The organism is Natronoarchaeum rubrum (assembly GCF_024494695.1).
This window is the reverse complement of sequence record NZ_JANHDP010000004.1, coordinates 248,355-272,705: the sequence shown is the minus strand read 5'-3', so window position 1 is coordinate 272,705 and position 24,351 is coordinate 248,355. Positions and strand designations below refer to the sequence as shown.

Genomic DNA, 24,351 nt, shown 5'->3' with positions numbered 1-24,351 from the left:
AAACGTAATGCCGGATTGACTTACCAAATCGACCGCATTCTTCCCCAATTTCGGGAGGGTATGTGAAACTATTCGGCAAGTAATCGTAAGTACGTGTCTCCTTTCGTGGGGGCCGTGCCGAGACGGGCCCTCACACCTCCCGAATGATCTCCGCGGGGTTCCCGCCGACCACGACGCCGTCGGGGACATCGTCGGTCACGACCGCGCCCGACGCGACGACGGCGTCGTCGCCGACCGAGACGCCGGGGTTGAGAACGGCCCGGCCGCCGATCCAGGCGCGATCGCCGACGGTGACGGGCTCGCCGTACTCCGTTCCGGAAGTGCGCTCGACCGGATCGATCGAGTGGGTCGCGGTGTAGACGTGGACGCCGGGGGCGAGCATGCACTCGTCGCCGAATTCGATCCGGCAGGCGTCGAGAAACACGCAGTCGTAGTTGGCGAAGAAGTCGTCGCCCACGTGGACGTTGTAGCCGTAGTCGCAGCGAAACGAGGGTTGGACGGTGACGTTCTCGCCGATCGAGCCGAACAGTTCGTCGAGTAGTTCGCGGCGCCGATCGGCGTCGTTCGGATCGGCATCGTTGATCTGACGAGTGAGATCTCGCGCCCGCTCGCGATCGTCGACGAGCATCGGATCGGTCGGATCGTACGGCTCGCCCGCCAGCATCTTTTCTTTCTCTGATGGCACGTTCGCCGGTGTTTCCGGCCGGGCGAGAAAAATCTGTGCGTCCGGCGGCGTCCGGCCGACGTCCGACAGCGGCGTTACTCCAGGTCGCCGACCAGTTCGTCCGCCAACCCGACGTAGGTCTCGGGCGTCAGCGCGCGCAGTTCGGCGCGGGTCTCGTCGTCGACGTCGAGCTCGTCGAACAGCCCGCGGAAGTCCTCGATCGTGACGCTCTCGCCGCGCGTGAGCTCCTTGACCTGCTCGTAGGCGTCCTCGTGACCCTCCCGGCGGAGGATCGTCTGGACGGCCTCGCCGATGACCTCGGGCGTTCCCTGGAGGTCGTCGCGCATCACCTGCTCGTTCGGGACGACCTTGTCGAGCCCGTTCTGCAGTTTGGTGTAGCCGATCAGGCAGTGGGCTAACGCGCCGCCGATGTTGCGCTTGACCGTCGAGTCCGAAAGGTCGCGCTGGAGCCGCGAGGTGGTGACGTAGTCCGCCAGAAAGTCGAGATCGGAGTTGGCCTTCGAGAGGTTGCCCTCGCTGTTCTCGAAGTCGATCGGGTTGACCTTGTGGGGCATCGTCGAGGAGCCCGTCTCGCCCTCGGCGGCCTCCTGCCCGAGGTAGCGCTGACTGACGTACAGCCAGACGTCGAGATCCAGGTCGAGCAGGACGGCGTTGATTCGGCCGAGCGCGTCGAACAGCGACGCCAGATCGTCACAGGGGTTGACCTGCGTCGTCAGCGGCGCGTACTCCAGGTCGAGGCGCTCGACGAACTCGCGGGAGAAGGAGCGCCACTCGACCTCGGGGTAGGCCGCGACGTGGGCCGCGAACGTCCCGCTGGCGCCGCCGAGCTTGCCGGCGAGGCCGTCTTTGGCCTGCTTGACCTCCCCGAGCGCGCGGCCGACGCGGGCGGCGTAGACGGCCATCTCCTTGCCGAACGTCGTCGGCGTCGCGGGCTGACCGTGGGTGCGAGCGAGCATCGGAACGTCCCGGTACTCGCGGGCGAGTTTCGTCAGCGCGCTCTGGACGCTCGTGAGTTCGGGGACGATGACCTCCTCCATGGCGTCGCGCACGAGCAGGCGGTGGGCGAGGTTGTTCACGTCCTCGCTCGTGAGCCCGAAGTGGATCCACGAGGAGACGTGCTCCATGTCGTCGGGGAGTCGGTGGCGGACGAAGTACTCCACCGCCTTCACGTCGTGGTTGGTCGCCGAGTAGCCCGCGTACCCCTCGGTCTCCAACTGTTTGACGACCTTGGCGTCCTCCTCGGTGAAGTTCTTGTACAGCGCCCGCAGCGTCGCCCGGTCCTGCGTGTCCAGCCCGAGTTCGGTCTCGTCCAGATCGGCGAGCGCGATCAGATACTCGACCTCGACGCGGATCCGAGCGCGCATCAGCCCGGCCTCGCTGGCGTACGGCGACAGCGGCGCGGTCCGACCGGCGTAGCGCCCGTCGAGCGGCGAGACGGCGTACAGCGATTCTGTCATAGGCTAGGCTGCCCCGCCGGCGACAAAAAGCGTGTCGGAACGCTGGAACCACAGACGTGGATACATCACCGCACCCTCCACCGGACGAGACGCGAATATAACCACGAACGTGCATATTTCGGTGTTCGGTATCGCAACTACTTTTGCCTCCGCGCGCGCCGCTTCGGGTATGACACGGATCGCTGGCCTGGCGAGCAATCGCGGACGAAACCTGATGCACGTCGCGGATCTCGCCCCCGGCGGGGCCGAGCTCGCGGTCGTGGTGACCAACGACGCCGACGCCCCCGTTCTCGAGAAAGCCGAGAAGCGCGGCATTCCCACCGAGGTCGTCGAACAGCCCGAGGGACTGGGACGCAAGGCCCACGAAGAGCGCGTCAACGATGCGCTCGACGGCTACGACTACGATCTCGTCTGCCTCGACGGCTACATGCGTATCCTCTCGGAGACGTTCCTCGACGCCCAGCCCCCGACGCTGAACGTCCATCCCTCGCTGTTGCCCGCGTTCCCCGGCATGGACGCCTGGGGCGACGCGCTCGACGCCGGCGTCGACGTCACGGGCTGTACCGTCCACGTCGTCACGGACGCCACCGACGACGACGGCGAGGTCGTCGAGTCCCGCGTCGACGCCGGGCCGATCGTCACCCAGGAGCCGATCCCGGTGTACGACGGCGACGACGAGGACGACCTCGCAGATCGCGTGCTCTACGAGGGCGAGTTCAAGGCCTACCCCCGCGCGGTGAAGTGGTTCGCCGAGGACCGCGTCGAAGTCGACTACGCGAACGAGGTCGTCCGCACGCCCGAGAACTCGGACGAGCAGCTTCCCGCCCGATTCCTCGCGTCCGGCGACCAGGTCGCCGACCTCCGGTACGGCGAGAACCCCCACCAGGACGCCGCGGCGTACGCCGACTACTCCTGCGAGGAGGCGTCGGTGCTTTCCGCCGACCAGCTCAACGAGGGCGCCAAGAGCCTCTCGTACAACAACTACAACGACGCCGACGCCGCGCTGAATCTCGTCAAGGAGTACGACGACCCCGCCGCCGCCGTCATCAAGCACACCAACCCCGCCGGCGCCGCGGTCGCGGATACCCTCGCCGACGCCTACCGCGACGCGCTCTCGACGGACGCCAAGAGCGCCTTCGGCGGCATCGTCGCGCTCAACCGCGAGTGCGACGCCGAGACCGCCGCCGAGATCACCGACTCGTTCAAGGAGGTCGTCGTCGCGCCGGGCTACACCGACGACGCCCTCGACGAGCTGTTCGAGAAGGACAACCTGCGCGTGCTGGACGTCGGCACGCTCGACACGCCGGTCGAGCACCACACCGAGAAGCGCCTCGCCGGCGGCCGCCTCGTGCAGGAGCGCGACCGCCAGTCGCTGACGGTCGACGATCTCGAAGTCGTCACCGAGCGCGAACCGACCGACGAGCAGCTCGAATCGCTGCTCTTTGCCTGGCAGACGATCAAGCACGTCAAGTCCAACGCGATCCTGTTCGCCGACGGCACCGAGACGGTCGGCGTCGGCGCCGGACAGGTCTCCCGCGTCGACGCGGTCGAGATCGCGAAGATGAAAGCCGACTCCGACGCCGAGGGCAAGGACGCCGACGGCGCCGTGATGGCCTCGGACGCGTTCTTCCCGTTCCCGGACGCGCTGGAGCTGGCTGCCGACGCCGGCATCGAGGCCGTGATCCAGCCCGGCGGGTCGGTCAACGACGAGGACGTCATCGAGGCCGCCGACGAGCGCGACGTGGCGATGGTCATGACCGGTCAGCGGTGCTTCCGTCACGATTAGTGACGGAAGCTCGCGGGGCGAGCGTAGCGAGTCCCGCGGTGCTTTCGGCACGACTGAGCGATAAGCGAAGGAGAGCCTCAAGCTCGAAAGACGAGCGTCAGCGAGTCTTTCGGCGTTTCCGACACGACTGACCGTAGGGAAAGAGTGACGGAAACTCGCTGGGCTCACTCCTCGTCGTGGACCACGACCACGGTCATCGGTGCGTTGCGAACGACCTTTTCGGCGACGCTCCCGAACAGCAGCCGGCTCGCTCGCTTGCGGCCGTGGCTTCCCATCACGATCTGGTCGACGTCGTTCTCGATGGCGTACTCGACGATTTCCTGTCCCGGATCGCCCGTTGCGACCGCCGTGTCGACGTTGCCACCGTGTTCTGCTGCCGTCTGTTCGGCCCGCTCCAGCAGTTCCCGCGCCAGACTGTGCGCGTTGTCGTACCCCGGGAGTCCCTGCTCGGAGTCCGAGAACGCCGACCAGTACCCCTCCGGCAGTCGGATCACGTGGAGCGCCGTGATCGACGCGTCGGGAAACTCGTCGAGCGCGTACTGCAGAGCGGCCTCGGATTGGGGCGACTCGTCGACCGGGACCAGAACGTCCTCGATCATGTGTCCCGATGACGACCAGCACGCACATATACGAAGTTGCGGGATGCCGCCGTCTGAGTGCGGTGGTCCGAGCATTTTTGTCGGTCGCCGTTCACCTCGCGGATATGCCAGACCTGTCTGCGTGTTACTTCTGTGGCGCCGCCGCGGACGCTCAGGTGCGCGAGTACGACGTGGTCCCCGACGACTCGCTCCGGTCGACCGCGACGCTGTGTCCCGGCTGTCGCGAGAAGCTCGAAACCGTGCTCTCGCCGGTCGTCCGCGGCGCGCAGCCGTCCGACGAACCCGTCGACGTGCGACTCGACGCGATCGAGGCGGGCGACGCGGACGCCGCGGCGTCGACGCTCGAAGTCGAGTCCGAGGACATCCTCGCGGCCGCCGACCGCAGCCGCGACGCGGCGGACGCCGCGCCGACATCGAGCGAGGGGAGTTCGGCGTCGAGCGAAGGCAACGCGCCGGCGGCATCGAGCGACGACGACGACGAAACGGCATCGACCGACGGGACGGACCCCGATCCGCTCGCCGGGTCAGCGGGCGATTCGGCGACCGACGGAATCGCGTTCGGCGACGAGTCGGACGCGTCGGCGTCCAGCGGTGCCGACGCCGACCCCGAGTCAGAGCCGACCGGAGCGGAATCGACCGCCAGCGGTTCGGACGCTGCGTCGGCGTCGGCGTCAACGGGCGGCGCCGGCAGCGACGTCGAGCGCCCGGACGCCGACACGTACAACCGGGTGGTGCGCCTGCTCCAGAACCGCGAGTTCCCGGTCAATCGCTCGGAGTTCTCGGACCTGGCGTCCTCGGCGTACGACGTTCCGGGCGACGAGTGTGCGCAGGTGATCGACTACGCGATCCAGCGCGGCGAGCTCGTCGAGGAGAGCGGGATGCTGAAAAAGCCCTGAGGGCGGGTAGCGGAAATTCTATAACCGATCAGTCCTGCAGGAACGGGTCGACGTCGCGTCGCTACGCCAGATCCCGGTCGATCCGCTCGGGCGCGCGCCAGTCGGTCGTGAGTTCCAGCAGGTCCACGACGATGCGGCCCGTGGCGCCCCAGACGGTGTAGCCGTCGACGCGGAAGTAGTGGATCACGACGTCGCCGTAGTGGGGGTGCTCCCGACGTTCGTACTCGTAGTTGTCCGGATCGAGGATGCCCGAGAGCGACAGGACGGCGATCTCGGCGACCTCGCGCTCGTCGGGAACGTAGCTGCGGTCGGGCACTCGCGCGACGAACGGCGTCACGGCGTACTCGGTGATCGTCCGGATGTCGTCGAGCTGGCCGATCACCTCCGCCTCGTCGGCTTCCAGCGCGATCTCCTCGTTGGCCTCCCGGAGCGCAGTCTCGCGGATCGACGCGTCTTCGGGCTCGCGCCCGCCGCCCGGGAAACTCATCTGGCCGGGGTGCTCGCCGAGATGGTCCGCGCGCTTGGTAAAGAGCAGGTAGTGCTCGCCGTCCCGTTCGATCACCGGGATGAGCACGGCCGCGTCGTAGGGCTCGTCGGGGATCTCGCGGGGGTCGTACTCGGCGGCCCGGTCCAGGTCCATGCGCATCGGCTCGCTGCCCGCTACGTGCTCCGCAGTGAAAGCGTTTCAGAATCAGGGCCGCCTCGCGCCGCGTTCGCGCGGCTGCGAAGCAGCGATCAGGCGTCCGCCAGTGCGGCGTCGAGCCGCGCCCGGACGTCGTCGAGTTCGACAGGCGCCCACGCCTCGACGTCGTAGGTCACGTCGATCAGCGCCTCGACGCGCTCGGCGTCGCCGTCCTCGATCGCCGCGTCGGCGTCCGCCGCGAGCCGCTCGGCGACCTGCTCGCCGAGCCGCTCCCGATCGAGCGACCTATCCGGTACGTCCATGATGTGGGGCAGGTCCTCGCCGTGCTCGGGGACCGACGGGAACGCCGCCGGTCCGGGGACCAGCAGGTCGTCGCCGTCCGCGCGCTCGTAGCGCGCCAGGAAGTACCGATCCACGGCCGTCTCGATCGACTCGGCGACGGCGTCCTCGTCGGGGTCGTCGCCGCGGCGGGCGCCGAGTTCGATCAGCGCCCGTGAGAGTTCCTCGCGGGTCAGTCCGTCGAAGAGGTCGACCACGCCGGCGAGTTCGTCCAGCGTCGCGCTCATGGCGGTGGCTCGTAGCGGAGGGTCAAAGCGTTTTCTCGTGATCGCTCGCGACTAGGGGGATATCGTCCGAACTGCTACGCGTTTCGGTCGATCCAGTCGCAAAACGCCTCGAAGTCTCGCGCTCCGGCTCGCTCGGCGATTTCCCGGAGCGTTCCCGTCCGAAGTTCGTCGTGAAGCGGCACCGTAACTTGCCGGCGGTCGTCCTCGTTGGTCGGGTGTTCGTAGTACAGTTGCGCGTGATCGCCGGTCGTTCGGCGCCACTCGAACCCGCCGGCGTTTACCAGCACTGTGACGACCACTTTCCCGGAAAACGTTCGCCGTCCCATCCCTACTCGAGCACGTCCGGCGGCTTATCGTCGCCAGTCGCGTTGTCCGACGGATCGATTCCGAGTTCCCGGAGTTCCTCGGCGGTCGGTTCGCGCCCGGTTTCGCCGTCGTGGAGCGCGACGGCCTCGTCGAGGTTATCCAGTGCGGCCTCGCGAGACGGCCCCTGCGTCGTGACGCCAGTCTCGACGTCCTTCGCGATCCACCCGTCGCCCTCGCGCCACAGACGGATCTCGTCAGTGTGTGGGTCGCCGTCTCGGGTCGAACTGGCCATTACGATCGTACTTGTGCCACGACCGGAATAAGCGTTCGGCTCACCGGAGCACAGAAAGTTCCGACTACTACCTCTTCAGTCGTCCAGCGCGACGCCATCCGAGGAATCGGGCGCCGATTCGAGCGCCCGTTCGGCGGCGTCGACCACCTCGTCGGGCGACAGCGGGGCGTCCCGCCAGGCCGGGAGTCGCTGATCGGGGCCGGGCGCCGAAATCGCCTCCGCGTAGGTGCGGACCTGCTCGCGCTCGGCGGTGCGGTCGAACGCGAGCTCGTTGAACGCGGCGTCGGCGGCGTACTGGTCGACCATCGCGGCGCCGACCTCGCGGTAGCGCTCGCGGACGGCGTCGTAGTCGACGGCGATACCCTGGTCCTCCAGCACCCGGAACAGCGCGGCGCCGACCTGCTCGGCCATCCCGGAGAGCCCGTCGGCGCCCGAGACCGCGCGGTGGTCGTGCTCGTGGACGCCGAGGTCGACCTGCGCGGAGCCCTCGAAGCCGACCCGGTCGAACGTCTCGCCGAGCGTGCCGATCTCCAATCCCCAGCTCGGCTGCGCGCGGACCGAGCGGGCCAGCCCGGCGGTCATCGCGAACTCGCCGGCCAGCGGGTAGCGGAACGCGTCGAGGTAGTCGAGGACGGGATCGTGATCGGCGTCGCCGAGCGCGCGGAGCAGCGGCGCGACGAACAGGCGGTAGAGCCGACCGTACAGCCGGCCGTTCTCGACGCGGGCGTAGTACCCCTTCGAGAACGAGTAGTCCGCGGCCAGCGGCGCGAGCAGGCGGGGGACGTGGGTCGGCGCGTAGCTCTTGGCGTCGGCGTCGTGGACGACGACGAACTCGCTGTCGGCGGCGGCAACGCCGAGCGCGAGCCAGACGTCACGGCCCTTCCCGTGGTCGCCCTCGAGGCCGCGATCGTCCAGCAACGACTCTACGGCGGGGCCGTTGCACCACAGCAGATCCGCGTCGAAGTCGAACCCGTCGAGCCACTCCCGGAACGGGCGGACGCGCTCGGGCGGCGCGCGCAGCGCCACGATCACGCGTGCCGGGTCGACGTCCGCGAGCGTCGAGAGCACCCGCTCGGCGGCGCGACCGGCGTACTCCCGATCGGTCATCGGGACGATCACGGCGCTGCGACCCGTCGGGGCGTCCGGCGCCGCCCCCGTCAGGTCGTGCAGCGTCGCGATCCGCTCCTGGACGTACTCCATCGTGGGTGGCTTGGTCCGGACGCTCAAAACGTCGGCGCTTCCGGTCGGTGCTGCGATACCTTCCCGGCGCCGCATCAGGCTTCCCGCGCGCCGTCCGGAAGCGCGTCGGCACGGTAGAGCACGAGCAGGCCGACGAGCACGACGCCGAGCCCCAGCGCGAGCGACCGAAAGAGCGCGTCGAAGCCGACGCCGGCGTCCCGGATCGTCCCGACGACGACGCTGCCGCTGGCCTGGACGAGCATCATGCTCGCGCTGTAGAAGGCGTAGGCGCTGGCCCGGTGGCGGTCGGGCAGCGACGCGAGCAGGTAGGTGTCGATCGTCGGGAACAGCCCGTGGATCACGTACCCCAGAACGACGCTGACTGCGATCACGAGCGCGGTCGAGTCGACGGCGGTCAGCGCGAGCAGGCTGGCGACGAACCCGCCAAGGATCGAGAGCAACAGCGGGACGTAGGCCACGCGGTCGGCGAGTCGACCGGTGAACCAGAACGCCGGGACGCCGGCGGCGAACACGACCGTCAGCATCCGGCGGGCCAGCGGCTCGCCGAACGCCTTCGTTTCGACGAGGTAGGTGACGTAGAAGTTGAAAAAGCCGTTCCAGACGAACCCGGTCGTGCCGACGATCGCGACCGCCGCGAGGACGATCCGCCACTGGCGTCGGATCGCTCCCAACAAGTCCCGGTCGGCCGTGCCGGCCGCGGGCAGCGTCGCCCGGCGCGCGATCAGGTAGAACGCGGCGGTCGCGACGGCACCGGCGACCGCGAGCGCGACGAACACGGCCCGCCAGGATCGAACGGCGATCAGCCCGCCGACCGCCAGCGGCGCGGCGGCGGCCGCGAGTTGGCTGGCGGTGCCGTGGACCCCCATCGCTCGACCGACGCTGGAGGGGAACAGCTCGCTGACCAGCGGGTTCGCGGCGACGAAGTAGGCGCCGCTGGCCAGACCGAGCAGGAGCGCCCCCGCCCCCAGCGCGACGACGGACTGGGCGGTCGCCGCGAACGCCGCTGCGCCCGTTAGGACGACGCCGGTCCCGAGCACGACGCGCTGGCGCGAGACGCGGGTCAGCAGGTAGCCGGTCGGCAGTCGGAGCAACGCGCTGCCGAGCCACGCCAGCGTGACGACCAGCCCGGCGACGCCGGCAGACAGTCCGAATGCGGCCCGGAGCGGTTCGACCAGCGGCGCGAACACCACCCGCGCGAAGTTGACGAGGAAGACGAGCGCGCACAGCGACCCGAACAGTCGGCCCCTGTGATCGCTCGATCGGTTCACGGTCGGCGTTTCGAGCCGCGGTGTTTCAACATCCCGGTTCGCGGCGCCATCGGGACGGCTTGTCGGCCGGGAACGCCAGCGAGGCGCTCGTTCCGGTGCTGTCCTCGCGACGGCGCCGCCGACCCGTGCCTTTTTGCCGGTTGGTTACATCCATAACTATCATGAAATCCGTCAGGAAGGCGCTGCGCGACGGCGACCTCTTCAAGGACACCTACGAGCGCGTCAACTGTGCGGACTGCGAGAAGACGCTCAAGACGAAAAACGACCCGGGCGAGATCGGCACCGTCAGGGCCTGCCCGGAGTGTGGCGGCGAGTGGAAGGAGCTCCGGTAGCCGCCCGAACGCGTCGTCCGGTCGCTACTCGAAGACGGCGTCGAACGCGTCGGCGCCCAGCGGGTCGAAGGTGCCCGCGGCGACGTTCTCCTCGACGTGGGCGACCGACTTCGCGCCGACGAGCGAACAGGTCACGCCGGGCGCGCTGCGGGCGAAATTGATCGCGCGCTGGGCGGTCGTGTCGCCCTGCAGGCGCGCCGCGACCTCCTCTGGCAGGTTCTCGGCGAGCTCGCCCTGCGCGATGCTCGCGCTCGTGAACACGTCGAGTTCGGCGTCGTTGGCGAACTGCAGGGCGCTCTTGTCGCCCTCGGGCGTCTCGTGGGCGTCGACGGTGAAGGCGTCGGCCATCACGACGTTGAACGGGAGCTGGATCGCCCGGAAGTGCGTCGCCGCGTTCCCCGCCGCGTCGGCGGCGTCGCGCGCCCGTGAGACGACCTCCGGCAGCGAGAGGTAGCTGTCGTCGCCCCGGGGCACCCGGAAGCAGTTCCACGTCGCGACGCCGTAGCGCTCGATGTCGCCCTCTGCGGCCCGCTTCTCCAGACGTTCGAACGCGGCTTCGAGCTGATCGTAGACGGCCTCGCGCGATCGCTCCGCGAGCTGGGCCTCCGGATTGTGGACGTAGTAGAGATCGATCGTATCGAGGCCGAGATTCTCCAGCGATCGGTCGAGCTGGTCGTCGAGGAAGTCGGGGTGGATGCAGTGGTTGCCCCGGACCAGCGCGTCGCGAGGGACGATGCCGGGCTCGACGAACTCCTCGCGGACGTACCGGCCGGGGTCCTCGGGGCGCTCGCCGTCGAAGGGAAGAAAGCCGCCTTTGGTCGCGACGACGACCTCCTCGCGCTCGGCGTCGGCGTCGTCGAGCGCGCGCCCGACGACGCGCTCGCTGCGCTGGCAGCGGTAGTTGATCGCGGTGTCGACCGCGTTGATGCCGTGTTCCAGTCCCGTCACGATCGCGTCGTGGTACTGCTCGTCGACGTCGTCGGTCGGGTCGCCGAGATACGTCCCGATGCCGATGCTCGACGCCAGCCCGTCGCCGAACCGTCGGAAGTAGGTGCGCCCGAACGACTCGTGGAATCGGTCGCGGTACGCCCACGTGCCCGCGTTCGTCGCCATGGACCGGAGTACGGGCCGGGCGTGGAAAAGTGCGGCTGGTTCGGGTCGCGGAGTCGGTGACCGCGCAGCGGCGGCGGAGGCGATGACAGCGCAGCGGCGTCGACACGCCGCTGCGACCATGGGAGTCGGCCCAGTGCCGAAACAGTGGGGCTCGGCGCCGCAACCGCGCGACTCGACGCCGCGGCGTTCAGACGCCGACGACTCGGAAGAACAGGTACGAAATCGTCGCCGCGGCCGACGGCGAGAAGATCCACAGCGAGATGACCCGCGCCGTCGCAGCGGCGTCGTACAGGTCGCCGACGCGCAGGTCGTCGGGCTCTTCCTCGCCGATGCGCTCGACGTCCTCTGGCGCCCGGCCCTCGTCGGCGGTCAGCGCGTGGACCGACACGTCGACTTCCTTCTTGCGCGTAATCGTGTCCGAGATGGTCGCGACGCGGGTCGCCCGGCCCCAGCCGAGCCCGACGATGCACATGATCGAACTCAGCGCGAGGCTGACCGGGATCCCCAGATACGAGAGGAACGTGGTGATCGTCGAGGAGACGACGGCGACGATCAGCGCGGCGAGGATCGGCAGGTCGGTGAGGTCGGTGCCGACGGTGTCCATCGTCCGCCGCGCGATCGTGAATCCGCCCAGGCCGATGGCGACGCCGCCCAGCAGGATCCCCGCGTTCATCTCGATGGCCTCGCTCCCGACCAGCGGGGCGACCGCGTTGGCGACGTTGCTCGCGCCGGCGCTAAAGGCCATGTAGCACGCAATCGCGACCACGAGCGCGCTGCCGACGACTTCACGGGGCGTCGTGTTCGGGCCCAGCGTCGGGCGCGGAACCGTCCCACTGCGATCCAGCGCGAACAGCGATCCCGGCGTCGTCTCGACGGCGAAGCGAGCTTCGAGGTGCGGGTAGAGGTAGCGTCCGATCACGCCGCCGATCCAGAACGCGAGCACCGGCGCGACGATCCACCACAGCACGATCCGGCCCATCTCCTCGAAGTTGAGATCGCCGACGGCCAGCCCCAGCCCGGCGATGGCGCCGACGGCGGTCATCGACGTCGAGACGGGGACGCCGTAGACGTTGGCGACGAGCATTCCCAGCCCGATGAACAGCAGGATGGCGACGCTCGCCGAGAGCGTGAAGTAGTCCGCCGGGACGATCTTCCCGCCCATCGTCTCGACGACGTTCCGGCCGACCGTCCACCCGCCGAGCAGCACGAACACGCTCATCAGCGCCCCGGCGGTGACTTTCCTGAGCAGGCCGGCGCCGACGGCCGGCCCGAACGCGACGCCCGTCGAGGAGCCGCCGATGTTGAACCCGACGAACCCCGCGACGATCAGCCCCGCGACCAGGAGCACCTCTACCACGTAACGAACACCTCTAACATGTATCAAAAAGTGCTGCCAGCGCCCTTATGACTGCCGGGATGGGGTCGGCAGCGTCGGCGTCCGACGAGCGTCGCTACTCGAACAGTTCGGCTTCCTGCGAGAGATCGTCGACGCCGTCGACCGGACCGTTGACGAACAGTCCGTGGTAGATTGCCGCCATCGCGAGCAGCCCGGACGCCGCCAGCGTCAGCGGCGTCGCGAGCTTCGTGGCGAGGCCGGCGGCGAGGCCGGTGAGGAGGCTCCCGGCGATCACTCCCAGAACGAGGTCGTAGTACTGCACCGTGTAGCCCATACGCGTCGTTCCCGCCCCAGGCACAAAACACCCCGCGATGCTGTCAGATGTCGCCCGAGAGCGCGCCGAACAGTCGCTCGGTGAACTCGTGTTCGGTGAGTCCCTCCGAGGGGCCGATCCCCTGCATGTGCGCGATCGAGATCTGCCCGCCGCCCATCCGGGCGTGGCCGCCGGCCGACGCCATCGGGATGTCGTCGACGACCGACGAGAGGATGTCGCCCATGTGGACCCGATCGTCCCGCGAGCGCCCCGAGAGGTGGAGGCTGTCGTCGTACTTCCCGTAGACGACGACCGCGGTGATCCCCTCCAGGTAGAGCAGTTCGTCGGCGGCCTGCGGGATGGCGTCGACGTTCGAGACGTCGCCGACCGCCGCCACCGCGAAGGAGCCGCGGATCTCGCGCTCGCGGATCGCGCGGGCCTTGATCTCCAGGGTTTCGGCGCTGACCTGCGGGTTCGCGATCCGGTCGAGCGCCCCCTCGTCGATGCCGGGGAACAGGTACGCCGCGGCGGAGAACTCGGCGCCGGTACAGCCCTTGGTCAGGTGGTTGGTGTCGGACTGGATGCCGTACAACAGCCCGGTCGCAACCTCCCAGGGAAGCGGTTGGGCGGCGTCGTCGGCGTCCTCGTCGTCGCCGATCGGCCGGACGCCGACCGCTTCGAGGTACTCCGCGAGAATGCTCGCGCAGGCGCCGTAGTTCGTCCGCACGTCGGTGAAACTGGTCCCCTCGCCGTCTCCGGGGTGGTGGTCGACGACCGCGATCGGGTCGACGCCCTCGGCGCCGGGGAACCCTCGCGCGGCGTTGTGGTCGACGAGGACGACTGGGTCGTCGTCCAGCTCGTCGGCGGTGTCGATCCGCTCGGCTTCCAGTTCCAGCACCGTCCGGAACGCCCGGTTCTCCTGGTGGCGGATCTGGCCGGGGTAGCACAGGCGCGTCTCGGTGTCGACCGTCTCGGCGATGGCGGCGACCGCCAGCGCACAGGACATCGCGTCCGGATCGGGGTTCGGATGCATCAACACGGCGACGCGATCGTGGTCGTCGAGCAGCCGCTGGAAGCGGACGCCCGGCGGTCGCCTGAGCCACTGGACGGCGAGCCACAGCACCGCCAGCAGCACGACTGCGGCGACGCCGGCGGCCAGCAGCGCGAGGTCGGGCCCGACCGCCCGAAGCGCGTCGTCGACGACGCCCCGCTGAGCGACTGGAGACCGCATATGCGTTGTGAGACACCCATCGGCTAAGAATGTTCGCCCGAGAGAGGGGTGGAAGTTAGGATTCCTCCGGCTGTGGCGGCCTTCCACCGAAAAATTGCCCGACAGAGCGGTTGATCGGACCGGTGCGGGAAGTCCACAGCCCGGAGTACAGCGGCGTCAGCCTGACGCTCCGAGATAGGCCTCGATCGCCGCCCGATACCCCTCGCGGTACGTCGGATAGGCCAGTTCGTAGCCAAGCTCCCGGAGCCGATCGTTCGAGCAGCGCTTGCTCGTCCGGATGCGGCGCCGCCCCGCCTCGGAGAGGTCGGGATCCTCCAACCGGTCCTCTTTGGTCCGCTTTGGCGGTGCAGGCTCGTCGCACTGCTCGGCCAGCCAGTCCGCAAACTCCCACTTCGGCGCCGGCTCGTCGTCGGTCACGAGCACGACCTCGTCGCGGGCCAGATCGTCTTCGAGCAGATATCGGACGGCGCCGGCGGCGTCCTCGCGGTGGACCATGTTCAGGTACCCCTCGGTCACCGGCCCCTCCAGATACCGCTCCAGCCGATACCGGTCCGGCCCGTACAGCCCCGAAAAGCGGGCGACGGTGCCGTCGATTCCGCGCTCGGCCGCTCGCTCGCGAGCCAATCGTTCGGCTTCGGCGAGCACCTCGGTCTTCTCTGTCGTCGGCTCGATCGGCGTCGATTCGTCGACGAACGCGCCGTCGTGATCGCCGTAGACGCCGGTGCTCGACGTGTAGACGAGCCGCTCCGGAGCGTCCTCGCGGGCGCCGAAGTGGTCGATCGCCGTCCGAAGCCCGTCGACGTACACCTCGCGGGCGGCCGTGGCGCCGCGCCCGCCCGAACTCGCCGCGAACACGACCGCGTCGGCGTCGGGAACGGCCGCCAGCGACTCGTCGTCGGTGACGTCGGCCTGCACCGCCTCGAACCCCGCCGCCTCGATCGTCTCGACGCCGTCGTCCGATCGCCTGACGCCGATCGCCTCGTGGCCGGCCGCCGTCAGCTGCCGCCCGAGTTCGACGCCGACGTAGCCACAGCCCAGGATTGCGACGCGCATGATACCGAGTCGCGTCTCGTGCTAACTGCCTCTTTCGGTCGGCGCTAGTACTGCCTGTCGACGATGGCGTGCTCGACCGCGACGAACTCGTCGAGCGTCGCCCCGGCGCGTCGCTCTAACTTCTGCTGGATCTCCTTGGCCGAGAGCTCGGTGTCGGCTTCGCTCGCTAGCGTCTCGACGTCCAGCACGGCCGAGGACATCCCCAGCAGCAGGTGCTCCCAGGCCATCTCGACGATCGTATCGGCGTCGGGTGCGTCGGCATCGAGCGCCTGGATCGCCGCGGCATCGGCCACCGAGAGCGTCGGCGACTCGCCGTCGGCCAGCGCGGCGACGATCTCGCGGTCGACCTTCGTCTCCTCGACGACGGCGTCGACGCCGCGGCCGTCGATCACCGATCGAAGGTCCGCGTCGTACTCCTCCCGCAACCCTGCCGGCGACAGCCCGTCGACGTCGGTCCGCTGCTCGTGGATCATGTCGTGTGAGAGTGCGCGCCGGCCAATATGGGTTGTCACTCGGCGCTCGCGGCGCCGGGCGATGGCCAGCCCGCCGACTGCTCGGTCCGCACGCCGTCGACGTCGCCGACGCCGTTCTTTCCGGCCGGAACGACGACCAGCACGGTCGTCTCGGCGCTGAACGAGACGCGCGTCGATCTGCCGAGTACCTCGGGGTCGCTGTCGCCGTTCAGGTCCAGCGAGACGTTGCCGCCGTCGCGGACGTAGGAGGTCGTTCCGTCGACGGCGCCCCGTCCCACGGGCGTGCCCTGCCGGGCGTCGATCCGGAAGCTCGCGTACTCGCCCGCGACCTCGACCTGCCAGACGTTCGCGGTGGCGAACCAGCGGCCGGGGATCGGCGTCACTTTGATCCCCGCCGGAATGTCCGAGGCGTTCACGGCGAGCCGCTCTCGCATCCGGCTCTGGACCCGTTCCTGTTCTCTGGCGAGTGCTGCCTCGGTCAGCCGCTTGGCCTCGCGCTGGGTTTCCTCGACCGCGGTTCCGACGACGCCGTTGGGTAGTCGAACCGACTCGCCCTCGGCTGCGTCGGAGAGTTCGACGAGCAGCCGCGACCGCAGCTGATCCCGAAACCTGACGGTGTCGGGTGTGTCCTCGCGCTCGGCCGCGACCCGTGCAATCTCCTCGGCCGCCGAGCCGTCGACCAGTGCGAGCGCCCGGTCGCCGGTGGTTCCCCAGCGACCGAGCGCCCGATCGACGACCGCGACGCGCTCTCTGGATGCCAGCGTCGTTGCCGTCCGAAGTTCGCCCAGTGCGGTCGTCCGCAGCAGGTCGTTCGAGTCGGCGACCTCCGCGCGCAGCTTCCGCCGACTCTCGCCGAGTTCGCCGCTCTCGACCGCCTCCGCGGCCATCCCGTCGACGTCGTCGGCCGCTGCGAGCGCTCGCGCACCCTGTCGCAGCCCGACCGTCCCCGTGTCGCCGAACACCCGATCGGTGACGCCGCCGGGCGTCGAGTTGACCGGGTTCGCGAACAAGTTCGTGTTCTCCGCGACGAGCGGGTGGTACGTCGTCCCCTCTGAGAGCTCTGACACCTGCGATCGGTCGACCGATGCCAGCGTCAGGTACGGCGGCGCGCCGTCGACGCTCAGATCCAGCGAGCCGGCCGGCGCCGCGGCGTCCGTCGAGCGGGGCTCGGCCGACTCGACCTCGTTCCGGAGGTCCACGAGCTCGCCCAGCTGGGCGGCCGTCGCGGCGCCCGCGTCGTCGACCCGCTGCTCGATGCCGTTGCGCGATTCCTCGCCGCGTGTCGCGGTCTCGTCGAGGTCGCCGGCGAGCCGTTCGAGGTAGGCGATTCGGGCGGCGACGCGGGCCTTGTCGGCGACGCTGTCGTAGCCGCGGCGCCGCGTCGCTTCGGCGTCGCTCCGCTCCCGGATCTTCGCTGCGAGCTTCGCAGCCGGGGTCGCGCCGGTCGCGAGCCGTCCCCGATCGACGGTCACCGTAACGTCGCGCGTCGCCTCGCGCAGGTCGACGAGATCGCGGTAGACCCACGACTCGACGCCGTCCGGCGGCGACCGCTCCACTGTGATCGACTCGTCGCCGAGTCCATCCTCGACGGCCGCTCTCGCGACGGCGTCCGGCCCGCCCGCCTCGGTCAGCAGTCGCCGGACCGCGTCCTCCGGAACGCCGGCGAGATTCGGCCCGTCGACTGGCCCGCCGGACTCGTAGAGGTGCTCGACGTGACCGTCCGGAGCGTACGCGCTGTCGGCCGGATCGCCGCCGACGGCGACGCCGACGCGGTGGCGCTCGGTCCAGTTCGCGGTCGTGGTCCGGAGCGTCCCGTTCCAGTGGAGCCACCGGGCGGTCCCGACAGTCGTCCGTTCGACCTCGCGCGTGTGGGCGGCGTACTCGTCCCAACCGCTGGGAAGGCCGGGCGCCGAGCCGGACGCCCGCGAGACGGTCGTCGACTCGTGTTCGACCGACCGGCCGATCATCGTCCAGCCCGGGCCCGGGTGCGGGAGCGCACGCGGTTCGCCGTCCGCGACGAGTTCCGTCTCGACGACCCGCTTCGCGTCGGTCTCGTACACGTCCTCGACGACATCGTCCAGCGACTCGCCGCCGCGGCCGGCCGTCAGCTCGTACAGCGCGGCGTCGGCCGATCGGTTGACCCCGACGCTCGTCTCCTCGCCGCGGTCGGCGGCCCGGCCCTCGGCGGCCGCCTCGGCGATCGGGCCGCCGCCGTCGACCGGTGCGGGATGCTCGCCGAGCAGGCCGTTCACCCAGCGTTCGCCGTCGTACCCCGCCCCGTCGAGCAGTTCTTTCGCGCCGAGCCGCGCCGTGGCTCGACCCATCGCTTCGCGACCGGCGGGGTCGCTGGTGCCGATCGTCGCGCGCTGGGTCTGAAGCAGCGCCGAATTGGCGCTCAGCTCGACGTACCGGTTCGCGACCACGTTCTCGATCGGCGCGCCGGCGTACTGGGCGTAGCCGCGGGCCCAGGCGACGGCGTACAGCCGCGTCGCGACGCGCCGGCCGAACCCGGGCCCCGCCAGCGCGCCGCGATCGAGCTGGTTCTGGAATCGCTCGGCTCGCTCGTGGAGCGACAGCGCCGGCGTCGCGACGGTGACGCTCACCGTCCGGTTCGACCGCTCGATCGAGCGCCCGTTCGCGCTCGCGGTCAGCGTGACGTTCTCGAACGTGACGCGGACGACGCCGTCGCCCGGCTCGCCGACACGCACCCGGTCGAGCGCGGCGCGCAGCGACGACGGATCCTCGATCGGCGGCAGTTCGGCTCCCACGCGCACGTCGCCCACCGACGCATCGACGCCACGGAGCGCGGTCGCGGCCTGTCGGTAGGTCCGCACTCGGAAAGCGTCCCGGTACGGCGTCTCGGCCGAAAGCCCCCGTCCAAACGCCGTGTCGGCCGGCTCGACGACCGGATCGCGAGCCGCGTTCGCGCCGGCTCGCGAGACCGCCTGCCGGAGTTCGGTGCGGACGACGCTCTCGCCGCGATCCAGTGCGGCCTCGGCGTTGGCGTCGACCTGCGGCGGCCCGCGCTGGGCCAGCGCGACGGTCCAGGTGACGCTGCCGACGAGCAGCAGGACGCCGAGCAGGGCGAACGGAACGCGACCGCGGTCGTCGTCGGCCAGCCGCATCGTCGGGCCGGCGTCGGTGTCTCGCAGCCGCATCGTCACCACGTCCGGACCGTGATCTCGACTCGATCGACCGAGCTCGCTTCGGCGGCGCGCTCGGGCCGGTCGTACCGTTCCCTCACCTCGGCGTTGAACCGATTCGACAGGCGATCGATCAGACGCTCGTTGGCCCGCTCGGCGTCGCCGGCAGCGGCCGCGCCGTCGAGATCGGCGTCGATCGCTGCGGCTGCCCGACGGTACCTGTGCTCGGCGATTGCGGGTAACGGCGGCCGTCCGGCCAGCGCGGCGTGCGTCTCTGCCGGCGGGAACCAGCTCTCGACGGTGCACTCCGCGAACACGCGCGTGAGGCCGCTGAACCCGTGCTGGTGGGCTCTGCTCACGAGGCGGTCCTCGGGGCACTGTTCGGCCATCGAGACCGAGGTCGTCGCTGCCTCGACGTCGGCGTCCGGCGGCGGACGGGGACCGACCGCGACGGTGCCGTTGATCGACGATCCGGGATACGGTGACCAGCGGGCGACGACGCGGATTCGGTCGTCGATCGCGGCCAACCGCTCGGCCGTCGCGCCAGCGACCCGCTCCTGGAACTCGACGTGCGGAACCACTCGCTGACCGTCGACGCGCGTATCTGCGACCGCGGCGGCGGCCAGCAGTTCGCCGAGCGTTCCGTGGGCGGACCGCCGGTAAGCGGCGTCCGAGGCGTCCGGGTACGTTGGCGCGTGCTCGCCCGTCGACTCGGGGCGCACCGAGTAGTCGACCCCGACAGTGCTGGTCGTCAGCACGTCCGCGACCGCGGCGGCCTCGTTCGTCTCGGTCGCGGCGTGCTGGCTCGACTGGCCCGCGACGTGGACGCCGACGGCCGCGGTCACGAGTAGCAGGCACGTCACCACGTCGAGCACCGTGCTGACGCCGCGGTCGGGACTCACGACCACAGGATCACCTCGAACTCGCCGGGCTGAAACTGCCCCTGACCGATCCGCACCGAGACGACGCGGGTCGCGGCGCGCGTGTCGGTGTCCGATACGCCACCCGGCGGTTCCGGCCCGGCGCTCCAGCGTTCGCCCTCGGCTCGCAGCGTGATGTTCGCCTCGTACCCCTCGGGAATCGCCGTGAGGGCGGCGGCGAGGCGCGGCGGCGCGACGACGCCCGCATCGCTGGCAGCTTCGAGCGCGTCGGCGGTCGCCGGGCGGAGCACGCTGCGATCGACGCCCGGATCGCGGTCGTGCAGCGTCGTGGCGTACAGCGAGAGCGCGAAGCAGACGACGGCGGCGGCGATGAGTGCGGGGATCGGCAGGACGGCGCCGCGCGAGTCCCGCATCTACGCCCCCACCAGCGTCGCCTCGGCGTCGTTCCAGCTCACCGTCCGGACGTCGAGCGCGTCGGGCGCGGACCGCCAGGTTCGCTCGCGTTCTCCGGCGCGCTCGATCGCCCGGGCGAACCCCTCGGGCGACTCGAACACGTGATCCGGGCGCGCGCCCTGAAGCACCTCCCAGAGCAGCGTCCCCTCCCTGACGGGCGTCACCGGGCCGTACGCGAGCGTCTCGAACGCAGCCTCGTCGTCGGTCCGGACGCCGATCCGGTGGGGTTCGATCCGGACGGCGTCGGCCGAGAGCGGGTAGGTGCCGGTGCCAGCGTGGCGGCCGCCGGCGACCGCGTCGATCGTATTCGCGGGGCCGGCGGCGTCCGGCGGCGGCGCGTCGGGGAGTTGCGTCACGATGCCCACGAGCGCCGCCCCGAGCAGGGACAGCCCGATCCAGACGTACCACGCGTCGGCCGGCGAGTCGAACATGGCCCGTCCTCGCCGCCCGTTCGGACATAAATGTCAGCCCACGCGGCGCGCTGCAGATCGTTCAGACGGCTCAGACCGCAAGGCCGGCGGCGACGAACGCGGCGAGGTAGATACACGTCGCCGAGAGCACGGCGCCGCCGACCCGGTAGCCGACCAGGGCGCGGTCGAGTCCCCGTTCCAGCCCGATCGCCAGCGCAGTCAGGATCACTGCCAGCGCGAGCACGTAGAAGCCGACTACGGGTCCGAGCACCGCGGTCGGCACGGCTTCGGCGCCGTCGCCGAGCGCCGCCATCCGATCCGACAGCGCGACCGTGACGCCGGCGACCAGCGGGCCGAAGATCGTCGCCGTGCTCCGGAGCGTGCCCGTGATCGTCGCCAACTCGCGGCGCGCGTCGGCTTCGACCGACTGGAGTTCGTCGAGGTGGCCCGCCATCGAGACGATCGCCGTGCCGGCGGGCTTGCCCTCGCGGGCTGCCAGCGCCAGCAGCGCCGCCGTGCTCCGGGCACGAGGACTGGGCACGTCCGCGAGCGCGCCCCGATCGCCGAGGAACGACACCCGGACGCCGATCCGAAGCTGGCGCTGGCGTCGCGCCGCGTCGGCCAGCACCGCGCCGGTCGCGCCGTCGAGGCGGGCGCCGGCCCGTTCGATCGCCGTCTCGACGGCGGCGCCGTTCCTGACTTCGCGGCCGACGAGGTAGAGCGCGTCCGGCAGCCCCTCTTCGACCGCCCGGGCGTGCTCCCGGACGGTCGTGATCGGCCGGTACCACCACGCCAGCCCGGCGCCGACGCCACAGCCCGCAGCCGCCAGCGCGGCGCCCCACGTCCCGACGCCCGGCGCGGCGCCGGCGAGAATCGCACCCGCGACGGCGGCGCCGACGCCGACGCCGATCGGCCGCCAGCGCCCGCCGGTCACGTCGGGATGCGAGCAGTCGACGGGCGGCGGCGGGAACGCGACCGGGCGCCGGAGCAGGAGCCAGCACGCGCCCGCCAGGACGACGCCCGGCAGCGCGACGCCGTACAGCGCGATCAGGACGCCGGGCGAGATCGGGACGCCGGCGAGCCGGGCAGCCGGCGCGACGGCGATCAGCGCCAGCGGAAGGAGAACGCCGAACGCGTACAGCGCGGTCGTCGGCTCCCGAATCGAGCCGGCGAACCCGGCCATCCGGTCGCGTGTCCCGTCAAGGACCGCTCCGAGCGACCGGTCGAGCGCGCGCGAGCGCTCGGCGGGCCGGGCCGTCGCGGCGGCGCCGAGCAGCGTCACCGCCCGGCCCAGCGCCGGGAACCACTCCTCCCACTCGGCCGCGAACCGATCGAGCCCCGATCCCGCGGTCCCCTCGGCTCGCCGGACGTGGGTCGCGAGGCTGTCTGCGAGGGGGCCGTCGCCCGTCTCCGCCGCGAACGCGGCGGCGGACTCGGCGGTCGGCGTGATGCGCATCCTGAGCACGGCCCGCCCCACGACACTCGGCGCCGCGCCCAGCGCCAGCGCGCGCCTGGCGGCCGCGAGCACGGCCGGAAGCCGATGAATCGCGTGCGTGACGCCGAGCGCGGCGACCAGCACGAACAGGACTGCGGCGGGTCGGAACGCCGGCGGCGCGAGCAGCACAGTTGGAACGAGGGCGACGCTAGTCACGACGGCGGCGCCGTAGCCCGCTTCGACGACGGTCGCGGCGTCGACCGGCAGATCGAGAAAGGCCAGCGACCGCCTGAGTTCGGCGCTGGCGTCGCCGTCGGCGGCCGTCGATCGGGTCGCAGGCGCGGCGTCGGCCGCATCGAGATCGATTCCGCCTGCGCCGGCTGTCGGACCGCCGCTGGCCGTCCCGTTCGGAGCGGCCGCCGGATCGCCGTCGCTCGCCGCTGTCGGCGACAGCCGGGCGAGCGCCCGGAGCGATCGGGCGAGCATCACTCGGCCGCCTCGCCGCGGGACTGCCGTCGATCGCTCCGATCGCCGCGCCGGTGGACGCCGTACTCCCTGGCGACCTCGGCCGGGCGCGTGCAGTCCTCTCGGGCGAGGTGGTCGAGTTCGGTTTCACGGGTCGACAGCAGCTCACGGACCGCAGCGTACGACTCGTCTGCGTTTCTGAGCCGGTCGAGCAGTCGACTCTCGCCGCGGTCGATCCGGCCGGTCGGCCGGAGGTCGCCGTCGACGAGTTCGTACAGCGGTGCGAACTCGACGCCGTCCTCGCGGTCGAGCACCTCCTCGATCTGCTCGACCCGGCGAGCGCGCCCGTCGGGCCCCTCGTAGACGCCGACCGTCACGACGAGATCCGTGACAGCAAAGGAGGACTCGGGCACGTCGAGGTCGGCGACGACGCGCTCGCGGACCGACGCCCCGCCGTCGCCGTGGATCGTCCCGAGAACCGCGCTGCCGCTGGCGCCGACGCGCATCGCCTCGTACAGCACCTGGGCCTCCTCGCCGCGCACCTCGCCGAGCACGAGCGCGCCCTCGCCCAGCCGGAGCGCCGTCCTGAGCGCCGCGGTCGGCGTGATGCCGGGCCCGTCGTCGGCGTCGACGGCAGTCGTCAGCTGCTGGACGTCCCGGCCGGTCGCGCGAAGGCTCTCGACGGGAAGTTCGGGCGTGTCCTCGATCGCGACGGTCCGGGTCGCCGGCGGGAACTCCCACAGCAGGGCGCCCAGCAGCGTCGTCTTGCCCGCGCCGCGCGTGCCGGCGATTAGCCCGGCGCAGGCGCGCTCGACGGCGACCGACAGTAGTGCAGCGGCGTCGGGTGTGAGCGTTCCGTTCGCGACGAGGGCGGGGAGCGTCAGCGGCTCGTCGGCCTGATCGCGAAAGACGAACGCGTCGCCGTCGCTGACCGGGTCGGTGACACCGGCGACGCGGACCGATCGGTCGCCGCCGGCGTCGGCCGTCGCGGCGAGCGTGGGGCTGGCTCGCGAGAACGCACGGCCGCTGGCACGGCGGAACCGCGACGCCAGCGCGGCGGCGCCGCGCTCGGTGAGCCGGACGTTCGTCGCCAGCCGATCGCCGTCGAACAGCACGCGAACCTGGGTGTCCTCGACGGGCGCGGTCGCGAACACGTCCGAGACGGCGGGATCGGACAGGAGGTCCGAAACCGCGCCGAACCCCCGCGTGTGCTTTTCGAGGATCGCCGTCAACTCGGTGACGGGGTCGTCCTCGCTCGCGACGCGCCGGACGGCTCGGCCGGGCGCGCGGTCCTCGCCGTCGACGCCACCGGTCGCGAGCAGCTGGTAGGCCGCCGCAAGCGTCGTCTGCGCGTCGGCGTCGAGCCGCCACGCCGCGGGCAGCAGGTGGTAGGTTCGCTCACCGTCAGGACGTTCGTAGACTCTGGCTTCGCTTTCGGCGTCGGAACCGCCGCCGCCAGAATCGCTCTCAGCAGCGATCGCTCTGGTCTCGACGAGTCGTCCCGCTGCCGGCGGTCGGGCCGCGACGCGGGCGCTCGCGACGGTCGGCCCGACGTAGGGCCGCAGTGCCGAGTCGTAGCCGTCGACCGCTGCGGCAACCGCGGCGAGCCCGGTTTCGGCGGCCACGTTCGAGACCGTCGACGTCCGGGCTTCGGCGTCGCGGCTGGCTCGCAACGGATCGCGTCGCGCGCGCTCGGCCAGCCGTTCGTCGCGGAACGCGATGCGCTCGGCGAACCGGCCCGCGGCGATCAGCAGGGCCGCCGCCCCGTCCTCGTAGGCCCGCTCCATCCCGCCGGCTCGCGTCACGACGCGCTCGGCGTCGCGCTCGGTCAGCGCGTCGACGACCGTCGCGCGACAGTGCTCGCTCTCGGCGAGTGCGCCGGCGCCCTCGCAGTCGTCGGCGTCGACCACGAGCGTCTCGTCGTCGAACGCCGGGCGACAGTCGCAGTAGCCCTCCGCCTCGGCGTCTTCGCCTCGAAGTCGGTCGAGTAGCTCCCGCATGGCCCGCTCTCGCCG

At 70.8% G+C, this 24,351-nt stretch carries 24 protein-coding genes; 3 read left to right on the top strand and 21 right to left on the bottom strand.

Annotation, left to right across the window (positions count from 1 at the left end; genetic code table 11):
- Positions 1-130: 130 nt before the first annotated feature.
- Positions 131-685 (bottom strand): maltose acetyltransferase domain-containing protein, encoded by a 555-nt coding sequence (locus tag NO931_RS12095; protein WP_256392589.1) that lies wholly within the window; start codon positions 683-685, stop codon positions 131-133.
- A 74-nt stretch (positions 686-759) separates the two neighbouring features.
- A complete protein-coding gene (gene purB, locus NO931_RS12090; protein ID WP_256392588.1) occupies positions 760-2,142 on the bottom strand; it encodes an adenylosuccinate lyase in 1,383 nt (460 codons plus the stop codon).
- A 169-nt stretch (positions 2,143-2,311) separates the two neighbouring features.
- Between purB and purH the strand changes: the two genes are divergently transcribed.
- A complete protein-coding gene (gene purH / locus NO931_RS12085) occupies positions 2,312-3,928 on the top strand; it encodes a bifunctional phosphoribosylaminoimidazolecarboxamide formyltransferase/IMP cyclohydrolase (RefSeq protein ID WP_256392587.1) in 1,617 nt (538 codons plus the stop codon).
- Between the two features lie 164 nt (positions 3,929-4,092).
- Here purH and NO931_RS12080 read toward each other — a convergent pair whose 3' ends face one another.
- On the bottom strand, positions 4,093-4,527 hold the full coding sequence (locus tag NO931_RS12080) for a universal stress protein (RefSeq protein ID WP_256392586.1): 435 nt from the start codon (positions 4,525-4,527) through the stop codon (positions 4,093-4,095).
- 104 nt (positions 4,528-4,631) lie between these two features.
- Between NO931_RS12080 and NO931_RS12075 the strand changes: the two genes are divergently transcribed.
- Positions 4,632-5,423 (top strand): hypothetical protein, encoded by a 792-nt coding sequence (locus NO931_RS12075; protein WP_256392585.1) that lies wholly within the window; start codon positions 4,632-4,634, stop codon positions 5,421-5,423.
- Positions 5,424-5,484: 61 nt separating this feature from the next.
- Here NO931_RS12075 and NO931_RS12070 read toward each other — a convergent pair whose 3' ends face one another.
- The 6 genes from NO931_RS12070 to NO931_RS12045 form a co-directional block, all read right to left on the bottom strand.
- Complete coding sequence (locus NO931_RS12070) at positions 5,485-6,069, bottom strand: NUDIX hydrolase (RefSeq protein WP_375142052.1); 585 nt, start codon at positions 6,067-6,069, stop codon at positions 5,485-5,487.
- Positions 6,070-6,158: 89 nt separating this feature from the next.
- Positions 6,159-6,632: a DUF7109 family protein gene (locus NO931_RS12065; RefSeq protein WP_256392584.1), complete on the bottom strand. Its 474-nt coding sequence runs from the start codon at positions 6,630-6,632 to the stop codon at positions 6,159-6,161.
- A 74-nt stretch (positions 6,633-6,706) separates the two neighbouring features.
- Complete coding sequence (locus tag NO931_RS12060) at positions 6,707-6,958, bottom strand: type II toxin-antitoxin system HicA family toxin (protein ID WP_256392583.1); 252 nt, start codon at positions 6,956-6,958, stop codon at positions 6,707-6,709.
- A gap of 2 nt (positions 6,959-6,960) precedes the next feature.
- Positions 6,961-7,230, bottom strand: coding sequence for a type II toxin-antitoxin system HicB family antitoxin (locus tag NO931_RS12055; RefSeq protein ID WP_256392582.1), 270 nt, complete (start codon positions 7,228-7,230; stop codon positions 6,961-6,963).
- 75 nt (positions 7,231-7,305) lie between these two features.
- Entirely contained in the window at positions 7,306-8,430 is a 1,125-nt protein-coding gene (locus NO931_RS12050) for a glycosyltransferase family protein (protein WP_256392581.1), read from the bottom strand.
- Positions 8,431-8,504: 74 nt separating this feature from the next.
- Positions 8,505-9,698, bottom strand: coding sequence for an MFS transporter (locus tag NO931_RS12045; RefSeq protein WP_256392580.1), 1,194 nt, complete (start codon positions 9,696-9,698; stop codon positions 8,505-8,507).
- A 161-nt stretch (positions 9,699-9,859) separates the two neighbouring features.
- On the opposite strand from NO931_RS12045, the gene NO931_RS12040 reads away from it, so the two are divergent.
- On the top strand, positions 9,860-10,030 hold the full coding sequence (locus tag NO931_RS12040) for an HVO_0758 family zinc finger protein (RefSeq protein WP_256392579.1): 171 nt from the start codon (positions 9,860-9,862) through the stop codon (positions 10,028-10,030).
- A 24-nt stretch (positions 10,031-10,054) separates the two neighbouring features.
- Here the strand turns inward: NO931_RS12040 and NO931_RS12035 are convergent, their stop codons facing one another.
- The 12 genes from NO931_RS12035 to NO931_RS11980 form a co-directional block, all read right to left on the bottom strand.
- A complete protein-coding gene (locus NO931_RS12035; RefSeq protein WP_256392578.1) occupies positions 10,055-11,143 on the bottom strand; it encodes an aldo/keto reductase in 1,089 nt (362 codons plus the stop codon).
- Between the two features lie 187 nt (positions 11,144-11,330).
- Positions 11,331-12,500: an inorganic phosphate transporter gene (locus NO931_RS12030; protein WP_256392577.1), complete on the bottom strand. Its 1,170-nt coding sequence runs from the start codon at positions 12,498-12,500 to the stop codon at positions 11,331-11,333.
- Between the two features lie 94 nt (positions 12,501-12,594).
- Entirely contained in the window at positions 12,595-12,813 is a 219-nt protein-coding gene (locus NO931_RS12025; protein WP_256392576.1) for a DUF8015 family protein, read from the bottom strand.
- 43 nt (positions 12,814-12,856) lie between these two features.
- Positions 12,857-14,023 (bottom strand): DHH family phosphoesterase, encoded by a 1,167-nt coding sequence (locus NO931_RS12020; protein WP_256392575.1) that lies wholly within the window; start codon positions 14,021-14,023, stop codon positions 12,857-12,859.
- Between the two features lie 156 nt (positions 14,024-14,179).
- Positions 14,180-15,076: an SDR family oxidoreductase gene (locus NO931_RS12015; protein ID WP_256392574.1), complete on the bottom strand. Its 897-nt coding sequence runs from the start codon at positions 15,074-15,076 to the stop codon at positions 14,180-14,182.
- Positions 15,077-15,120: 44 nt separating this feature from the next.
- Positions 15,121-15,549: a DUF5791 family protein gene (locus tag NO931_RS12010; RefSeq protein ID WP_256392573.1), complete on the bottom strand. Its 429-nt coding sequence runs from the start codon at positions 15,547-15,549 to the stop codon at positions 15,121-15,123.
- 35 nt (positions 15,550-15,584) lie between these two features.
- Complete coding sequence (locus NO931_RS12005; RefSeq protein WP_256392572.1) at positions 15,585-18,707, bottom strand: DUF7286 family protein; 3,123 nt, start codon at positions 18,705-18,707, stop codon at positions 15,585-15,587.
- Between the two features lie 2 nt (positions 18,708-18,709).
- Positions 18,710-19,594 (bottom strand): DUF7284 family protein, encoded by an 885-nt coding sequence (locus tag NO931_RS12000; protein WP_256392571.1) that lies wholly within the window; start codon positions 19,592-19,594, stop codon positions 18,710-18,712.
- Positions 19,591-19,986, bottom strand: a complete 396-nt coding sequence (locus NO931_RS11995) for a DUF7285 family protein (protein WP_256392570.1) — start codon at positions 19,984-19,986, stop codon at positions 19,591-19,593. Before NO931_RS11995 ends, NO931_RS12000 begins: the two co-directional genes overlap by 4 nt.
- A complete protein-coding gene (locus NO931_RS11990) occupies positions 19,987-20,457 on the bottom strand; it encodes a DUF7283 family protein (RefSeq protein WP_256392569.1) in 471 nt (156 codons plus the stop codon).
- Between the two features lie 70 nt (positions 20,458-20,527).
- Complete coding sequence (locus NO931_RS11985; RefSeq protein WP_256392568.1) at positions 20,528-22,357, bottom strand: type II secretion system protein; 1,830 nt, start codon at positions 22,355-22,357, stop codon at positions 20,528-20,530.
- A complete protein-coding gene (locus NO931_RS11980; RefSeq protein ID WP_256392567.1) occupies positions 22,357-24,336 on the bottom strand; it encodes an ATPase, T2SS/T4P/T4SS family in 1,980 nt (659 codons plus the stop codon). The genes NO931_RS11985 and NO931_RS11980 overlap by 1 nt, the downstream gene beginning before the upstream one ends.
- Positions 24,337-24,351: the final 15 nt, after the last annotated feature.

Excerpts from the sequence above, each read along its gene's own strand:
- purB (WP_256392588.1), bottom strand. The coding sequence starts at position 2,142 with ATGACAGAATCGCTGTACGCCGTCTCGCCGCTCGACGGGCGCTACGCC.
- purH (WP_256392587.1), top strand. The coding sequence starts at position 2,312 with ATGACACGGATCGCTGGCCTGGCGAGCAATCGCGGACGAAACCTGATG.
- NO931_RS12080 (WP_256392586.1), bottom strand. The coding sequence starts at position 4,527 with ATGATCGAGGACGTTCTGGTCCCGGTCGACGAGTCGCCCCAATCCGAG.
- NO931_RS12075 (WP_256392585.1), top strand. The coding sequence starts at position 4,632 with ATGCCAGACCTGTCTGCGTGTTACTTCTGTGGCGCCGCCGCGGACGCT.
- NO931_RS12070 (WP_375142052.1), bottom strand. The coding sequence starts at position 6,069 with ATGCGCATGGACCTGGACCGGGCCGCCGAGTACGACCCCCGCGAGATC.
- NO931_RS12065 (WP_256392584.1), bottom strand. The coding sequence starts at position 6,632 with ATGAGCGCGACGCTGGACGAACTCGCCGGCGTGGTCGACCTCTTCGAC.
- NO931_RS12060 (WP_256392583.1), bottom strand. The coding sequence starts at position 6,958 with ATGGGACGGCGAACGTTTTCCGGGAAAGTGGTCGTCACAGTGCTGGTA.
- NO931_RS12055 (WP_256392582.1), bottom strand. The coding sequence starts at position 7,230 with ATGGCCAGTTCGACCCGAGACGGCGACCCACACACTGACGAGATCCGT.
- NO931_RS12050 (WP_256392581.1), bottom strand. The coding sequence starts at position 8,430 with ATGGAGTACGTCCAGGAGCGGATCGCGACGCTGCACGACCTGACGGGG.
- NO931_RS12040 (WP_256392579.1), top strand. The coding sequence starts at position 9,860 with ATGAAATCCGTCAGGAAGGCGCTGCGCGACGGCGACCTCTTCAAGGAC.
- NO931_RS12035 (WP_256392578.1), bottom strand. The coding sequence starts at position 11,143 with ATGGCGACGAACGCGGGCACGTGGGCGTACCGCGACCGATTCCACGAG.
- NO931_RS12025 (WP_256392576.1), bottom strand. The coding sequence starts at position 12,813 with ATGGGCTACACGGTGCAGTACTACGACCTCGTTCTGGGAGTGATCGCC.
- NO931_RS12020 (WP_256392575.1), bottom strand. The coding sequence starts at position 14,023 with ATGCGGTCTCCAGTCGCTCAGCGGGGCGTCGTCGACGACGCGCTTCGG.
- NO931_RS12015 (WP_256392574.1), bottom strand. The coding sequence starts at position 15,076 with ATGCGCGTCGCAATCCTGGGCTGTGGCTACGTCGGCGTCGAACTCGGG.
- NO931_RS12010 (WP_256392573.1), bottom strand. The coding sequence starts at position 15,549 with ATGATCCACGAGCAGCGGACCGACGTCGACGGGCTGTCGCCGGCAGGG.
- NO931_RS12005 (WP_256392572.1), bottom strand. The coding sequence starts at position 18,707 with ATGCGGCTGCGAGACACCGACGCCGGCCCGACGATGCGGCTGGCCGAC.
- NO931_RS11995 (WP_256392570.1), bottom strand. The coding sequence starts at position 19,986 with ATGCGGGACTCGCGCGGCGCCGTCCTGCCGATCCCCGCACTCATCGCC.
- NO931_RS11990 (WP_256392569.1), bottom strand. The coding sequence starts at position 20,457 with ATGTTCGACTCGCCGGCCGACGCGTGGTACGTCTGGATCGGGCTGTCC.
- NO931_RS11985 (WP_256392568.1), bottom strand. The coding sequence starts at position 22,357 with ATGCTCGCCCGATCGCTCCGGGCGCTCGCCCGGCTGTCGCCGACAGCG.
- NO931_RS11980 (WP_256392567.1), bottom strand. The coding sequence starts at position 24,336 with ATGCGGGAGCTACTCGACCGACTTCGAGGCGAAGACGCCGAGGCGGAG.